Below are 14,416 nucleotides of genomic sequence, written 5' to 3' on the forward strand. Positions count from 1 at the left end.
GACCATGTTGCAACTGATCCTCGGCGGCGCCCGCTCCGGCAAAAGCCGTCTGGCTGAAAAACTGGCGACAGACAGTCAGCTCCAAGTCACTTATATAGCCACCTACATCGCCACCAGCCAATCTCAAGACGGTGAAATGAACGAACGGGTGGCCCATCACCGCGCCCGTCGTCCGGCCGAATGGGCATTGATCGAAGAACCGCTGGAACTGGCCCGTGTACTGCGCGAAAACGCCAGTGCCGATCGTTGCTTGCTGGTGGATTGCCTGACGCTGTGGCTGACCAATCTGCTGATGCTCGACGATGCCGAGCGCTTGTCGGCCGAACGCGAAGCCCTGCTGGACTGCCTGGCGTCATTGCCGGGTGAAATCATTTTTGTCAGCAACGAGACCGGCATGGGTGTCGTGCCGTTGGGCGAATTGACTCGCCGCTATGTCGATGAAGCCGGTTGGCTGCATCAAGCCTTGGCCGAGCGCTGTCAGCGAGTCGTCCTGACCGTTGCCGGCCTGCCCCTGACTTTGAAAGGAACTGCGTTATGACTCACGCCTGGTGGCTGAACCCGTGTAAGCCAATCGACGCGCAAGCGGTCGAACAGGCGCTGGTACGTCAACAGCAACTGACCAAACCTGCCGGCTCACTCGGCCGGCTCGAATCGGTGGCGGTGCAACTGGCCGGGTTGCAGGGGCAGGTCAAGCCGACACTCGATCAGCTGTGGATTGCGATTTTTGCCGGTGACCATGGTGTGGTTGCCGAAGGGGTGTCGGCGTTTCCGCAGGAAGTCACCGGGCAGATGCTGCTCAACTTTGTCAGCGGCGGCGCGGCGATCAGCGTGTTGGCGCGGCAGTTGGGGGCTTCCTTGGAAGTGGTGGATCTCGGCACCGTCACGCCGTCGTTGAATCTGCCGGGTGTGCGTCACCTGAACATCGGCCCGGGCACGGCGAATTTCGTTCAGGGGCCGGCGATGACTCAGGCTCAGGGTGAACTCGCTTTGCAGGCCGGCCGCGACAGTGTGCAGCGCGCCATCGCAGCCGGCGCGCAGTTGTTCATCGGTGGCGAAATGGGCATCGGCAACACCACCGCGGCCAGCGCGTTGGCCTGTGCGTTGCTCGATTGCCCGGTGGTGCATCTGGCTGGCCCGGGTACTGGATTGAGCGCGGCGGGTGTCAGCCATAAAGCCCAAGTCATTGAATGTGCCTTGGTGTTGCATGGCGCTCAGCGTGGAGATGCGCTGCAAACTTTGTTCAACCTCGGCGGTTTCGAAATCGCTGCGCTGGTCGGCGCGTACCTGGCCTGTGCTCAGGAAGGTATCGCGGTGTTGGTCGACGGGTTTATTTGCAGCGTCGCCGCGCTGGTGGCGGTGCGTTTGAATCCGGCCTGCCGTGAGTGGTTACTGTTCGGTCATCGCGGCGCCGAGCCAGGCCATCGCCATGTGCTCGAAACCCTGAACGCCGAACCGTTGCTGGACCTTGGCCTGCGACTGGGCGAGGGCAGTGGTGCGGCATTGGCCGTGCCATTGTTGCGTCTGGCCTGCGACCTGCACGGGCAGATGGCGACGTTCGCCGAAGCCGCAGTGGCGGATCGCCCGGCATGACCTTGCGCCTGGACCTGTTGCGCCATGGCGAAACCGAACTCGGCGGCGGTTTGCGCGGCAGTCTCGACGATGCGCTGACCGGCAAGGGTTGGGCGCAGATGCGCGCCGCGGTGATCGAGCAGGGGCCCTGGGATCGACTGGTCAGTTCGCCGTTGCAGCGTTGCGCGCGCTTTGCGCAAGAGCTTGGGGCGCAACTGGGTTTGCCGGTGCAACTGGATAAGGACTTGCAAGAACTACACTTCGGCGCTTGGGAAGGGCAGAACGCCGCGGCGTTGATGGAAACCAGCGCCGAGGCGTTGGGCTTGTTCTGGGCCGATCCTTATTCGTTCACGCCGCCAGACGGTGAGCCGGTGGCGGACTTTTCTGCGCGAGTGTTGGCGGCCATCGAACGGCTGCACGCGGCCTATGAGGGGGAGCGGATCTTGCTGATCAGCCATGGCGGCGTCATGCGTTTGTTGCTGGCCCAAGCGCGCGGATTGCCGCGTGAGCAGTTGCTCAACGTTGAAGTCGGCCACGGCGCGTTGTTTTCGTTGTCGGTCGAACCCGGCATCTTGTTAAGGGAAGCGATCTGACCATGTTGCCGTTCTGGATCGCCCTGCAATTTTTGAGCAGCCTGCCAATTCGTTTGCCGGGTATGCCGACGCCAGAGGAACTGGGCCGGTCGCTGCTGTTTTATCCGCTGGTCGGTTTGCTGTTCGGCGCCATTCTGTGGGGGCTGAACTGGCTATTGCTGGGCGCGCCATTATTGCTTCACGCCGCATTGCTGCTCAGTGTTTGGGTCGTGCTCAGCGGCGCGTTGCATCTGGATGGCCTGGCCGATAGCGCCGATGCGTGGCTCGGGGGTTACGGCGACCGTGAACGCACCTTGACCATCATGAAAGACCCGCGCAGCGGGCCGATCGCCGTGGTGACGCTGGTCTTGGTATTGCTGCTCAAGTTTGTCGCGTTGCTGGCGTTGATCGAACAGCAGCACAGCGTGGTCCTGATCATCGTTCCACTGCTTGGCCGCAGCGCGTTACTGGGCTTATTCCTCTCCACACCTTACGTGCGTCCCGGTGGGCTGGGGCAGGCGCTGGCCGACCATCTGCCGCGTTTGGCCGGCAAACAGGTGTTGGTGATCAGTGCGGTGGCCTGTGTGCTGATGGCTGGCCTCAGCGCCGTATGGGCGCTTGCACTGGCGGCAGCGGTGTTTGTCTGGTTGCGGCAAGTGATGGTGCGACGATTGGGCGGGACGACGGGCGATACGGCGGGGGCGTTGCTGGAATTGCTGGAGGTGGCGGTACTGGTGGGGCTTGCACTGCTCTGAGCCCCTGTAGGAGCGAGGCTTGCCCGCGAAGGCGGAGTGCCAGTCGATATCAATGTTGACTGTGCCGCCGCCTTCGCGGGCAAGCCTCGCTCCTACGGTAATATGTGTCGAAAGATTTGCTTTCATTTAACCGCGGGTATATACACGCACTATGCTTCCTTCTCAATGTTTGTGCACTAACCTGCGTCGCGCCGCTCGTGGCGTCAGCAGGCATTACGACGGCGCCCTCGACGGCTTCGGGATTAACGTTGCCCAGTATTCTCTGCTGTGCAATCTGCAGCGTCTGGATCAGCCAAGCATCTCGTCCCTGGCCGAAGCCATGGGCCTGGATCGCAGCACTCTCGGGCGTAATCTGCGGGTGCTGGAGGGCGAAGGTCTGGTGACGCTGGTTGAAGGCGAGGACATGCGCAATCGCATCGTCCTGCTCACCGAGGCAGGCCGCGAACGCCTGGCGGCGGCGTTGCCAGCCTGGGAAGCGGCGCAGCAGCGGTTGATCGATCGCCTGGGTGCCGAGAAGCGTGAAATTTTGCTGAAGTTGCTGGATGAACTGGCTTGAGGCCAGTTTGTTCGATCTTAAGCGGGTATATACCCGCTACCGGAGAACAAGAATGACATCGATGTGGCGTACATGCGGTTGGGTTCTGTTGGGGAGTGCGCTGATTCTGGCGTTGTCATTGGGTGTGCGACACGGCTTCGGGCTGTTTTTGGCACCCATGAGTGCCGAGTTCGGCTGGGGTCGCGAAGTGTTTGCCTTCGCCATTGCTTTGCAGAACCTGATCTGGGGCCTGGCCCAGCCATTCACCGGCGCACTGGCCGACCGCTTTGGCGCTGCGAAGGTGGTGTTGATCGGTGGTGTTCTGTACGCCTTGGGTCTGGTGTTCATGGGGCTGTCCGATTCGGCGGTGACCTTGTCCTTGAGCGCGGGGCTGTTGATCGGTATCGGCCTGTCAGGCACCTCGTTTTCGGTGATCCTCGGCGTGGTCGGTCGTGCCGTGCCACCGGAAAAACGCAGCATGGGCATGGGGATCGCCAGCGCCGCCGGTTCTTTCGGTCAATTCGCCATGTTGCCCGGCACGCTGGGGTTGATCGGCTGGCTTGGCTGGTCTGCGGCATTGCTGGTGTTGGGTCTGGTGGTGGCGCTGATCGTGCCGCTGGTGAGCATGCTCAAGGACAAGCCGCTGCCGGTTCTCGGACACGAGCAAACCCTCTCTGAAGCGCTGCGCGAAGCCTGTTCCCATTCAGGATTCTGGCTGTTGGCGTTCGGTTTTTTTGTCTGCGGTTTTCAAGTGGTGTTCATCGGCGTGCACTTGCCGGCTTATCTGGTGGACCAACACTTGCCAGCCTCCGTCGGCACCACGGTGCTGGCGCTGATTGGTCTGTTCAATATTTTCGGTACTTATACGGCGGGTTGGCTTGGCGGGCGGATGTCCAAGCCGCGCTTGCTCACTGGTTTGTATCTGTTGCGGGCGGTGGTGATTGTGCTGTTCCTCTGGGCGCCGGTCACTCAGGTCACGGCTTATCTGTTCGGCATGGCGATGGGGTTTCTCTGGTTGTCTACGGTGCCCTTGACCAATGGCACGGTGGCGACCTTGTTCGGTGTACGAAATTTGTCCATGCTCGGTGGGATCGTTTTCCTCTTCCATCAGCTCGGCTCGTTCCTCGGCGGCTGGTTGGGTGGGGTGGTGTATGACCGAACCGGGAGTTATGACTTGATCTGGCAGGTGGCGATTCTCTTGAGTCTGGTGGCCGCAGCTCTGAACTGGCCGGTGCGCGAGCAGCCGGTGGCGCGTCTGCAAACCCGGATGAGTGCTGCATGAACAGTCTCTGGCCGCAGATGGCTGCTATCGGCGTCGGCATATTGTTACTGGCCCTGGCATGGTGGGGCTGGCATCAGGGTGGCCTGGCATTGATGCAGCTGGGCATGGGTGCTTGCTAGCGAGCGGCGAAGGCGAGTAATTTCGTTTTCTGACGATTGTTCAAGGATGCACCGACATGCTGATGCGCTGGCTTGCAGTTCCCGCATTGTTGATGGCTTTTACCGGGCTGGCCCAGGCGGCAGAATGCCCGGAGTTGCTACAAGGCTCTTTGCCCAAGCTGCGCGCCAAGGAATCCATCGATCTGTGCCAGCGCTTTGCCGGCAAGCCGCTGGTGGTGGTCAATACCGCGAGTTTCTGTGGCTTCGCTCCGCAATTCAAAGGCCTTGAGGCACTGTATCAGCGTTACAAGGATCAAGGGCTTGAGGTGGTGGGTGTTCCATCCAATGACTTCAAGCAAGAGTCCAAGGATGGCGAAGAGACTGCCAAAGTCTGTTACGTGAACTACGGCGTCACCTTCACCATGACCGAGCCGCAGAAAGTCCGCGGCGATGACGCAACGCATTTGTTCAAGGTTCTCGCGGAACAAAGCAGTTCGCCGAAGTGGAATTTCTACAAGTACGTGGTCGATCGCCAAGGCAAGGTGATCGCCAATTTCTCCAGCCTGACCAAGCCGGATAATCCTGAGTTCATCGAGGCGGTGGAGAAAGCCCTCGCATCGAAACCCTGATCGACGCGCACTAAAAAGCCCCGCCTCTGTACAAGAGCGCGGGGCTTTTTCAATTCAGGCGGCGAGGGAGTCGCCGTGAATCATCAGAAACGGTATGTTGCGCCAACACCGAAACCGTTCGCATAGTTTTCATACTCTGCGCTGTAGTTCTGACGGCCGTTGCTGTTATTGACCTTGACCGACTCTTCGCGCAGGTACGAGTACGCTACGTCGATGGTCAGGTCGTCGGTCGGGCTCCAGCCGGCGCCCAGGCTGAAAATCTTGCGATCGCCAGTCGGAATGCGCGGGGATCGGTTTTCGTTATTGGTCGGTGCCTGGTCAACGGACAGGCCGGTACGCAGAACCCATTGTTTGTTCAACTGGTACGAAGCGCCGATGGCGTGCGCCCAGGTGTCGTGCCAGTTCTGCTCTTCGGTGATGGTGCCGAACTGGCCATTGAGGAGGGCCGGAACGCCTTTGTTTTCGACGGTGATTTCTTTCAGGCGGCTCCAGCGAGTCCAGGTGCTACCTGCGTAGAGCGTCCACTGGTCATCCAGTTGATGAGTGACCGAGAAGTCGACCGACTCAGGCGTGGTGATATCCAGAGATGCATCGTACTTCTGGTTCGGGTTCTGACCAACGGCACGGAGGAGGTTGTAATTGACCTTGGTGTCGCCTTCGAGCTTGTACTTCACTTTCGAGTGGTAGGTCAGGCCGACGCGCGTGCTGTCGGTGGCTTGAACCAGCACGCCGATGTTGTAGCCCAGCGCGGTGTCGTCACCCTTGATCTTGACCTTGCCGTCCGGTGCGGCCTGAGTGATCGACAGGTTCGATTCCAGGGTGCCGGCAATGTGGTTGATGGTCGGACCAAAACCGATCGATACCTTGTCGTTGAAGGCGTAGCTGACGGTTGGCTGAAGAGTCACGATTTTGACTTCGCTCTTGCTGCCGAAGTATTTGCCGGCGAAGCCGTTCTCGTAGTCGGTCACCAGGCCGAATGGAGCGTAGACGCCGAAACCGAATGCCCACTGGTCATCGATTGGCTTTACGTAGTAGCCCATGGGCACGCCCATGAAAGGGACCATGTCACCTTTGTTGGTGCCACTATTCGGACTGGAACTCGCATCACTGATATCAGCGTGCGCGTCGATAAATGCAACACCACCGGTTACTTGTTCGCGCTTGAGGCGAGACATGCCGGCAGGGTTACCAAAAACTGTAGATGCGTCGTCGGCAGATGAAGATCGCCCGGCAAAACCTGTCCCCATCCCGCTGATGCTTTGTTCGTTGAGTGCGAAGCCACTTGCGAAGAGTTGGGTGGATGCCATGGCAACGGCGAGGCTAATGGTGGTTTTGAGCATTACTTTTTTCATTATTAGAATTCCTGGTGATCACCGGGGCGGAAATTACCAAGATTTTCGTCTGGGCGCTATAGCCTGTAACGCTTGAGTTAGAGCGGTTTTGTAGGACAATCCGACCAAAATCGCTGCCTGTTGTGCGATTTTCGGAAATGGGTGGATCAGCAGGCGACCTGATTCAACGATGAAACACAGGTCTGCCACGCGTAGGTGAAATCTCGCAGGCGACCTTGGGGCTGGAAAGTCTGGCGCCAGATTCGGGCCATTCCCAACAAGTCATCGGAGGCGGGGAGGGGAGTGTTCTGTTCTTCTACCAGCAGCCAGGCAATGGCGGTGGCGTAACGCAGGTTGACGGTCAATTCCAGATGCGGCCCGCTGAGAAAAGCATGCTGGCTGGCAAGGCCGCGGACCAGGCTTGCCCGATCCGGGTCCAGGGCCAGATAGTGATCCCAAAGGGCCTGGTGGCGGGGTTCGGTGATTCGGTACAGGCCGTGTCCACGGCGGTCATGCAGAGCTGAACCAAGGGCTGACTGACTGGCGGCGATGCCCAGCAGCAGGGATTCGGCAGTTGCGCTATGGCGTCCGAGGTAGATCAACGTCGGACGGATCACATAACGACACAGTTCGCTGGCAGCGATTCCCATAAAGCCCTCGAAACATGAGGTGGTCGGCGATACCTGAAGGGCCTTGGCAGCAGTGGATCGATTCAGGCTCGCCGCAAGCGGATCAAGCCGCTTGAGTTGAAGTGTAGTGTCATTATTTCGCTGTAAAGGACTGTTTTTAAAATATTTCCGGCTTCGAGTTATAACCGTTATATCGGTTGGTGCTTAGCCGCAGGTCACGAAATGAGAAATATCGGGCAATAAAAAGCCCCGCTTTTCAGCAGGGCTTTTTAGGTTTTCAGCTTTTCTGGCGTCTCAGGCAACCAGTGCCTGGCGAGTACGCTCGATCACAGCCTGCAGCGGTTCTGCGCTGGAGTATTGATCAGGGTACAGGCGTTCGCTATGACGAGCGATGCCGTGTTCGTTGACCAGAGTGAAGCTGAAGCAGCCTTTGCGAGCGGCCATGATCAGGCAGTTCATTGGAGCAAAAGCGTTGGTTAGGGTGCGAATGGCATCCTGAGTGTGGATTTGAGTGGACATAATTGGTGTTCCTACAAGCGACACGGATAAGAACCGTGCAAAGTTAAAACGTTCCAGTGACGACGACCACCATTGGTCGAACGAAGAACCCGACTGGAACAAAGCAGCCAGTTTGAAGCGCTGATAAATTGGCGCGCTTGGGCTGGCAGGTAGGTACTTAGGAGGGCAGGCAACACATCAAGGGCAAAGGTTCTGGGCCCGGGGTGAAGATCCTGATCAATTTGCAGGCTGGTTCGGTCAGAGTAAGTGAGCTTGGCAACACCCTTTGCTTTCGATTCAAAGGCTGCGTTGGCGCAAGATTTACCTGGAAACCATCGAGGTGGTCGATCCCGTTTTGTCGGTGGAGGCTTCTCTTAGGGAAGGCTGACCGGGGGATTTGTTCGACCAGAATTGACTTTCAGCTTGGTACTAACGCCGCGGATACTAACGGATTGAACTGCAGAAGGGAAGGCTGTTTGTAAAAAAGCGCTGAAGTGCCTGTCGGCAAGTCTTGATTGAGCGGTCAAAGAGCAGGCCAGTGCCCCGCAATAGCCCAGAACCCGACCGTTGATCCGAGCGAACGAGCGAGTCAGGATCGACCGGCGGCACGGGTTGCTCGGGTTTATCCCCAGATGCTACCGAAAAGCGCGCCGAAAAAGCGCATCGATATAACCGCCTCACAGGGACTTGTGCACATAAATTGCGCGAACTGTCATCCCACTGTCATCCTCGCCTCAACGGGAGTGGGTGCCTGTAATGAAAATTTAAGTCAATGAAAAACATCGCTTTTTTTTACTGGTGAAAAAATCGTCAGTTTGACTGCGAGCCCCACGCCACACGGCTTTGCGCGAGTTCAAAGGCGGTTGTCCACTGAGTTATCCACAGCTTCTGTGGATTGTCCCAAGCGCTTGCTCTAGGACGGGCGTGCAGGCTTTTTTCGACTTTACCTGTACGAAAAAAAGAGTAGAGTGGCGCGCCTTCCGATCTGCCCTACAGTGCTTTATGAAGTTTCGCTCAGTATCAATCTCTGCTGCTTCCACCCCTCCCAGTGTTACCCCACCCAAGCGCTTTTCGATGCGTGTGGCCGAGTGGCTACTCGACAGCCCGCGCCTGGGCGAAAACTCCAACATCAAACACTTCGCCGGACGCTTGCTTAAGCAGCCTGCCCGTGAAGGCGTCGTGGCCGCGCAAAGCCGTCTCGGACAGTTAATGTGCCGCGAATGCGGTAACGCTCGGGATCGGCGCATTGGCCAGGAGCTCCTGCGTCAGGCCGCGCGTGCGGGCGACCGACGTGCGCAACAGGAACTGGGCCTGAGCGAAGACTGAGCTGTCCAAGACCTGACGCCTTGGTTAACCTTCACGCTTTATCGAATCGGCAGGAGTGGTTATGGCGATGGACTTGACCAGCGCATTGCTGGGGCTGGCGGGCGCCGGGTTGCCGTTACTGGTACTGGCCTGGCAACTTCAGCGTCGGGCGAGTGCGGGGCAGGCCGAGCTGGCGCTGCTGGAAGAGCGCCTTGCCATCGCCCAACTGACGCAGGACGGCTTGAATGCTCAGCTTGACACTTGCCGTGATGAAATCGCAGACCTGAGCCAGGCCAACGCCGCCAAACAGGCCGATCTGGCCGCCGTGCGCCGTGAAGTAGAACTGCTGCAGATCGAACGCGACGACGCCCGCGACGCATCTCACGCCTGGAACATCGAACGCGCCGGCAAAGAAGCTGAGTTGCGTCGCCTCGACGCTCAGGCCGCCTCTCTCAATGCCGAGCTGCGTGAGCAGCAGGAAAGCCATCAGCAGCGTCTCAACGACCTTCAAGGCTCGCGAGACGAGCTGCGCGCGCAATTCGCCGAGCTGGCGGGCAAGATCTTCGACGAACGTGAGCAGCGTTTTGCCGAAACCAGTCAGCAGCGTTTGGGGCAATTGCTCGATCCGTTGAAGGAGCGCATTCAGTCGTTCGAAAAGCGCGTCGAGGAAAGCTATCAGGCTGAAGCCCGCGAGCGCTTTTCCCTGGCCAAGGAACTGGAACGGCTGCAACAACTGAACCTGCGCCTGAGCGACGAAGCCACTAACCTGACGCGGGCCTTGAAAGGGCAGAAAACCCAAGGCAACTGGGGCGAACTGATTCTCGAGCGGGTGCTTGAGCACGCGGGTCTGGAGAAGGGGCGTGAGTATCAGACCCAGGTCAATCTCAAGGGGCCGGACGGTGAGCGTTTCCAGCCGGATGTGATTATTTACCTGCCCGGCGACAAGCAGGTCGTGGTCGATTCCAAAGTCAGCCTCACGGCCTATCAGCAATACGTGGCGGCCGAGGATGATGCCATCGGCCAGATCGCCATCAAGCAGCATGTGCTGTCCCTGCGCAGTCATGTCAAAGGCCTGGCCGGCAAGGACTACAAGCGGCTCGACGGCTTGCACAGCCTGGATTTCGTTCTGCTTTTCGTCCCGATCGAAGCGGCGTTTTCTGCGGCGTTGCAGGCTGAGCCGACGCTGTTTCAGGAGGCATTCGACCGCAATATCGTGATCGTCAGCCCGACCACGTTGCTGGCCACTTTGCGGGTCATCGATAGCTTGTGGAAGCAGGAGCGCCAGAGCCAGAACGCTCGGGAAATCGCCGAGCGCGCCGGTTGGCTGTACGACAAATTCGTGTTGTTTATTCAGGATTTGGACGAGGTCGGCAATCGCTTGCAGCAACTGGACAAGGCTTATAGCAACGCACGCAACAAGCTGACAGAAGGCCGTGGCAACCTGGTCAGTCGCAGCGAGCAGCTCAAGTTGCTCGGAGCGCGGGCCAGCAAGAGCTTGCCGGCGGACCTGCTGGAGCGGGCGATGACCGATGTCGATGGCTTGGCCGAACTGCCGGAGTAGCCGAAAAGCTTCGCGAGCAAGCCCGCTCCCACAGGGGGTTGTGGTTGTTCACTCTATTTGTGCCACAACGCCAATCCACTGTGGGAGCGGGCTTGCTCGCGAAGGCGTCAATCGCCCCACTGCAGAGTTCAAACCTGCCGCACTACAACGGCAAATGCCGACTCAACAACGCCCGCAACGCCGCCGGTTTCACCGGTTTGGCCAGGTAATCCAGGCCCGCTGCATGCACCTGGGCCACCGTCTCCGGCCGTCCATCGGCACTGATCACCACCCCAGGCACCGGCTCGCCCAGTTGCGTGCGTAACCAGGCCATCAACTCGGTCCCGGTCTCGCCATCATCCAGATGGTAATCCACCAGCGCCAGTTGCGGGCGCATGCCATCGCCGAGCAGCGTCGCGCATTCCTCACGGTTGCGCGCGGTCCAGACCTGACAACCCCAGCGCGTCAGCAAACTGTTCATGCCGATCAGGATGCTGTCTTCGTTATCGATACACAGCACCTGCGCGCCGCTGAGCAAATGGCCATTGAGTTCGGCCACTTTGGCCGGCGTCGCGGCTTGTACCCGAGCCAGCGGTACGCTGACACTGAACACACTGCCGCGACCCGGCCAGGAACGCACGCGCAAGGTGTGACCCAGCACGCGACACAGCCCATCGGCAATCGCCAGGCCCAGGCCCAGACCTTTCTCGGCCCGGGTCTGGTGGCTGTCGAGGCGTTTGAATTCTTCGAAAATCACCTGCAGTTTGTCTTCTGGAATACCCGGTCCACGGTCCCAGACCTCAAGGCATAGCTCGCCGTTGCGCCGCCGAACGCCGAGCAGCACCGGCCCTTTGGCGTAGCGGAAGGCGTTGGTCAGGAAGTTCTGCAAAATCCGTCGCAGCAGTTTGATGTCGCTATCGACCCGCAGCGCGCTGCCCCTGACGCGAAATTTCAGCCCCTGTTCCTGCGCCAGAGCCTTGAACTCGGCGCCCAGCGTATGGAATAAATCATTGAGCTCGAAGGGCTTACGATCAGGGTTGATCTTGCCATTTTCCAGGCGGGAAATGTCCAACAGGTCGCTGATCAGGTCCTCGGCCGAGCGTAGCGAACTGTCCAGATGATGAACCAGCTTGCGGGCTTCACTGGATAAATTTTCTTCCTGGTGGGAGAGGGCGGCAGAGAACAGCCGTGCAGCATTCAGCGGTTGCATCAAGTCATGGCTGACGGCAGCCAGGAAACGGGTTTTCGACTGGTTCGCCGATTCGGCGGTGCCCTTGGCTTCGGTCAGGGCAACGTTGAGTTGCGACAGTTCGTGGGTCCGTTCGATGACCCGTTGCTCGAGGCCTTCGTTGGCTTCGGTCAGCGCCTGTTCGGCCTCGCGGAACGCGGTGATGTCGGTAAAGCTCATGACGAAACCGCCGCCGGGCATCGGGTTACCGATCAGCTCGATCACTCGACCATTGGGGAACAACCGTTCGGAGGTATGGGCCCGGCCCTGACGCATCCAGTGCAAGCGACGGGCGACGTGCACTTGCGCTTCGCCGGGGCCGCACAGACCGCGCTCGGCGTTGTAGCGAATGATGTCGGCAATCGGCCGGCCAACGCTGATCAAACCGTCGGGGTAATTGAACAGTTCAAGGTAGCGCCGGTTCCAGGCCACCAGTTTCAACGACTGGTCGACCACGCTGATACCTTGGGTGATGTTCTCGATGGCGCCTTGCAGCAGGGCGCGGTTGAACTGCAGCACTTCCGAGGTTTCATCGGCGATCCGCACGACATCCTCGAGCTGCATTTCCCGGCCTTCGATGGCGGCTTTTACCACCGCCCGGGTCGAAGATGCGCCGAGTACGCCGGCCAGCAAGCGTTCGGTATGGGCGATCCATTCACCGTCAGCATTCTGGTTCGGGTTGAAGCCTTTGCCCTGACGGTAGGCGAAACGGATGAAACTCTGACGAGCGCGTTCTTCGCCGACAAAACGGGCAGCCAGTTGCAGCAAGTCGTTGATCTGTACTGCCAGCATTGAGCGGGCGTTGGGTCGCGCGCTGATTTCCTGGCCGATGAAGCGGCCGGCCTGCCAGTGCTCCGAAACCCGCGTGCGTGACAGTAGCGAGACCCAGGTGAACAAGGTGAAGTTGCCCGCCAGGGACAGCACCACGCCTTGAGTCAGCGGTGTGATCGGCAGGTTCAACGGGTTGCCTTGCAGCCAGGCCAGGCCTGGAAAACTGCTCAAGGGCAAGCCAAGACTGTTGGCGGCGATCGGCAACACCAACGTGTAGAACCAGAGGAACGTGCCGGCGGCCAGCCCGGCAAACACCCCACGACGGTTAGCCTGTTTCCAGTACAGCGCGCCAAGCATGGCCGGGGCCAGTTGGGTCACGGCGGCGAAGGCGATCTGGCCGATGGTTGCCAGGCTCGCGGTGGAGCCCAGCAGGCGATAACTGACGTAGGCCAACAGCAGAATGACCACGATGCTCACCCGGCGTACCGAAAGCATCCACTGGCGGAACACTTCGAATGGGCGCTCGGCGTTGTTACGTCGCAGCAACCACGGCAGCAACAGGTCGTTGGAAAGCATGGTCGACAGCGCCACGCTGGCCACGATCACCATACCGGTCGCCGCCGAAGCGCCGCCGATAAACGCCAGCATCGCCAGGGCAGGGTGAGATTGGGCCAGAGGCAGGCTGATGACGAATGAGTCCGGCAGCACCGAACTGGGCAGCAGCATCTGACCGGCCAGCGCGATCGGCACCACAAACAACGCCGCCAGCGCCAGATAGACAGGGAACACCCACTTGGCCAAACGCAGATCCTGGGGGTCGATGTTTTCCACCACGGTCACGTGGAATTGCCGGGGCAGGCAGATGATCGCCATCATCGCCACGCCGGTTTGCACCACCATGGACGGCCAGTTGATGGTTTCTTTCCAGTACGCTTCGAGGCGCGGGGCGAGCATGGCCTGGTCGAACAAGTCGTCGAAACCGTCGTACAGGCCGTAGGTCACGAACGCGCCGACTGCGAGAAAAGCGAACAGCTTGACCAGCGACTCAAAAGCAATCGCCAGCACCATGCCGCGGTGGTGTTCCGTGGCGTCGAGGTTGCGGGTACCAAAAACAATAGTGAACAGCGCCAGCACCAGGGATACGATCAGCGCCGTGTCTTGCGCGCGCGTGCCCATGGCGTCGGCACCGGCGCCGATCAGCAGGTTCACGCCCAACACGATGCCCTTGAGCTGCAAGGCGATGTACGGCAGCACGCCGACCAGACAGATCAGCGCCACCACCACCGCCAGCGACTGGGATTTGCCGTAGCGGGCGGCAATGAAGTCGGCGATGGAGGTGATGTTCTCCTGCTTGCTGATCATCACCATTTTTTGCAGGACCCACGGCGCGCACACCAGCAGCAGGATCGGCCCGAGGTAGATCGGCAGGAATGACCAGAGTTGCTCGGCCGCCTGGCCCACGGCACCAAAGAATGTCCAACTGGTGCAGTAAACGGCCAGCGACAGGCTGTACACCCAGGCACGCATCCGTGGCGGCAACGGCGTGCTGCGCCGATCACCGTAAAAGGCGATAGCGAACAGGATGGCCATATAGGCCAGGGCGACGGTGGCGATCAGTCCGATGGACAGTGACATGGGAACTCCAGACAAAAGACCTCCGGGGCTCCGCCCGGT

14 protein-coding genes are annotated in these 14,416 nt (G+C 59.7%); 10 read left to right on the forward strand and 4 right to left on the reverse strand.

Translation table 11 applies throughout. From position 1 onward, the window contains the following. The first annotated feature begins 4 nt into the window (after positions 1–4). From cobU to ACIPLA_RS07345, 8 genes are all read left to right on the forward strand, one after another. Entirely contained in the window at positions 5–538 is a 534-nt protein-coding gene (gene cobU, locus ACIPLA_RS07310) for a bifunctional adenosylcobinamide kinase/adenosylcobinamide-phosphate guanylyltransferase (protein WP_218394231.1), read from the forward strand. Next, positions 535–1,590, forward strand: a complete 1,056-nt coding sequence (cobT, locus tag ACIPLA_RS07315; protein WP_401172705.1) for a nicotinate-nucleotide--dimethylbenzimidazole phosphoribosyltransferase — start codon at positions 535–537, stop codon at positions 1,588–1,590. The genes cobU and cobT overlap by 4 nt, the downstream gene beginning before the upstream one ends. Continuing rightward, a complete protein-coding gene (gene cobC / locus ACIPLA_RS07320) occupies positions 1,587–2,162 on the forward strand; it encodes an alpha-ribazole phosphatase family protein (RefSeq protein ID WP_401172707.1) in 576 nt (191 codons plus the stop codon). Before cobT ends, cobC begins: the two co-directional genes overlap by 4 nt. A 2-nt stretch (positions 2,163–2,164) precedes the next feature. Then, positions 2,165–2,896 carry an adenosylcobinamide-GDP ribazoletransferase gene (locus ACIPLA_RS07325; RefSeq protein WP_401172709.1) on the forward strand — a complete coding sequence of 244 codons (732 nt, stop codon included), beginning with the start codon at positions 2,165–2,167 and terminating at the stop codon, positions 2,894–2,896. A gap of 151 nt (positions 2,897–3,047) precedes the next feature. Further along, positions 3,048–3,452: a MarR family winged helix-turn-helix transcriptional regulator gene (locus ACIPLA_RS07330; RefSeq protein WP_401172711.1), complete on the forward strand. Its 405-nt coding sequence runs from the start codon at positions 3,048–3,050 to the stop codon at positions 3,450–3,452. A 52-nt stretch (positions 3,453–3,504) separates the two neighbouring features. Next, positions 3,505–4,713, forward strand: a complete 1,209-nt coding sequence (locus ACIPLA_RS07335) for an MFS transporter (protein WP_008013905.1) — start codon at positions 3,505–3,507, stop codon at positions 4,711–4,713. Then, on the forward strand, positions 4,710–4,832 hold the full coding sequence (locus tag ACIPLA_RS07340) for a hypothetical protein (RefSeq protein WP_008071541.1): 123 nt from the start codon (positions 4,710–4,712) through the stop codon (positions 4,830–4,832). The genes ACIPLA_RS07335 and ACIPLA_RS07340 overlap by 4 nt, the downstream gene beginning before the upstream one ends. Positions 4,833–4,888: 56 nt before the next feature. Further along, positions 4,889–5,440, forward strand: coding sequence for a glutathione peroxidase (locus tag ACIPLA_RS07345; protein ID WP_123496179.1), 552 nt, complete (start codon positions 4,889–4,891; stop codon positions 5,438–5,440). Positions 5,441–5,523: 83 nt separating this feature from the next. Here the strand turns inward: ACIPLA_RS07345 and ACIPLA_RS07350 are convergent, their stop codons facing one another. The 3 genes from ACIPLA_RS07350 to ACIPLA_RS07360 form a co-directional block, all read right to left on the reverse strand. Then, positions 5,524–6,792 (reverse strand): OmpP1/FadL family transporter, encoded by a 1,269-nt coding sequence (locus tag ACIPLA_RS07350; protein ID WP_218394236.1) that lies wholly within the window; start codon positions 6,790–6,792, stop codon positions 5,524–5,526. 146 nt (positions 6,793–6,938) lie between these two features. Next, positions 6,939–7,421 (reverse strand): hypothetical protein, encoded by a 483-nt coding sequence (locus tag ACIPLA_RS07355; RefSeq protein WP_007898914.1) that lies wholly within the window; start codon positions 7,419–7,421, stop codon positions 6,939–6,941. Between the two features lie 273 nt (positions 7,422–7,694). Beyond that, positions 7,695–7,919, reverse strand: a complete 225-nt coding sequence (locus ACIPLA_RS07360; RefSeq protein WP_007898912.1) for a hypothetical protein — start codon at positions 7,917–7,919, stop codon at positions 7,695–7,697. Positions 7,920–8,900: 981 nt separating this feature from the next. Between ACIPLA_RS07360 and ACIPLA_RS07365 the strand changes: the two genes are divergently transcribed. After that, a complete protein-coding gene (locus tag ACIPLA_RS07365) occupies positions 8,901–9,224 on the forward strand; it encodes a sel1 repeat family protein (RefSeq protein ID WP_123496183.1) in 324 nt (107 codons plus the stop codon). A gap of 175 nt (positions 9,225–9,399) precedes the next feature. Continuing rightward, entirely contained in the window at positions 9,400–10,764 is a 1,365-nt protein-coding gene (gene rmuC, locus ACIPLA_RS07370) for a DNA recombination protein RmuC (RefSeq protein WP_401172878.1), read from the forward strand. 142 nt (positions 10,765–10,906) lie between these two features. Here rmuC and ACIPLA_RS07375 read toward each other — a convergent pair whose 3' ends face one another. Further along, the gene (locus ACIPLA_RS07375) at positions 10,907–14,377 is read right to left on the reverse strand and encodes a PAS domain-containing hybrid sensor histidine kinase/response regulator (RefSeq protein WP_218394237.1); all 3,471 of its coding nucleotides are present in this window, start codon (positions 14,375–14,377) and stop codon (positions 10,907–10,909) included. Positions 14,378–14,416: the final 39 nt, after the last annotated feature.

The sequence above is a fragment of the Pseudomonas sp. NPDC086112 genome (assembly GCF_044746425.1).
Taxonomy (GTDB): domain Bacteria; phylum Pseudomonadota; class Gammaproteobacteria; order Pseudomonadales; family Pseudomonadaceae; genus Aquipseudomonas.

Coding starts and splice junctions, on each gene's coding strand:
- cobU (WP_218394231.1), top strand. CDS start 5: ATGTTGCAACTGATCCTCGGCGGCGCCCGCTCCGGCAAAAGCCGTCTG.
- cobT (WP_401172705.1), top strand. CDS start 535: ATGACTCACGCCTGGTGGCTGAACCCGTGTAAGCCAATCGACGCGCAA.
- cobC (WP_401172707.1), top strand. CDS start 1,587: ATGACCTTGCGCCTGGACCTGTTGCGCCATGGCGAAACCGAACTCGGC.
- ACIPLA_RS07325 (WP_401172709.1), top strand. CDS start 2,165: ATGTTGCCGTTCTGGATCGCCCTGCAATTTTTGAGCAGCCTGCCAATT.
- ACIPLA_RS07330 (WP_401172711.1), top strand. CDS start 3,048: ATGCTTCCTTCTCAATGTTTGTGCACTAACCTGCGTCGCGCCGCTCGT.
- ACIPLA_RS07335 (WP_008013905.1), top strand. CDS start 3,505: ATGACATCGATGTGGCGTACATGCGGTTGGGTTCTGTTGGGGAGTGCG.
- ACIPLA_RS07340 (WP_008071541.1), top strand. CDS start 4,710: ATGAACAGTCTCTGGCCGCAGATGGCTGCTATCGGCGTCGGCATATTG.
- ACIPLA_RS07345 (WP_123496179.1), top strand. CDS start 4,889: ATGCTGATGCGCTGGCTTGCAGTTCCCGCATTGTTGATGGCTTTTACC.
- ACIPLA_RS07350 (WP_218394236.1), bottom strand. CDS start 6,792: ATGAAAAAAGTAATGCTCAAAACCACCATTAGCCTCGCCGTTGCCATG.
- ACIPLA_RS07355 (WP_007898914.1), bottom strand. CDS start 7,421: ATGGGAATCGCTGCCAGCGAACTGTGTCGTTATGTGATCCGTCCGACG.
- ACIPLA_RS07360 (WP_007898912.1), bottom strand. CDS start 7,919: ATGTCCACTCAAATCCACACTCAGGATGCCATTCGCACCCTAACCAAC.
- ACIPLA_RS07365 (WP_123496183.1), top strand. CDS start 8,901: ATGAAGTTTCGCTCAGTATCAATCTCTGCTGCTTCCACCCCTCCCAGT.
- ACIPLA_RS07375 (WP_218394237.1), bottom strand. CDS start 14,377: ATGTCACTGTCCATCGGACTGATCGCCACCGTCGCCCTGGCCTATATG.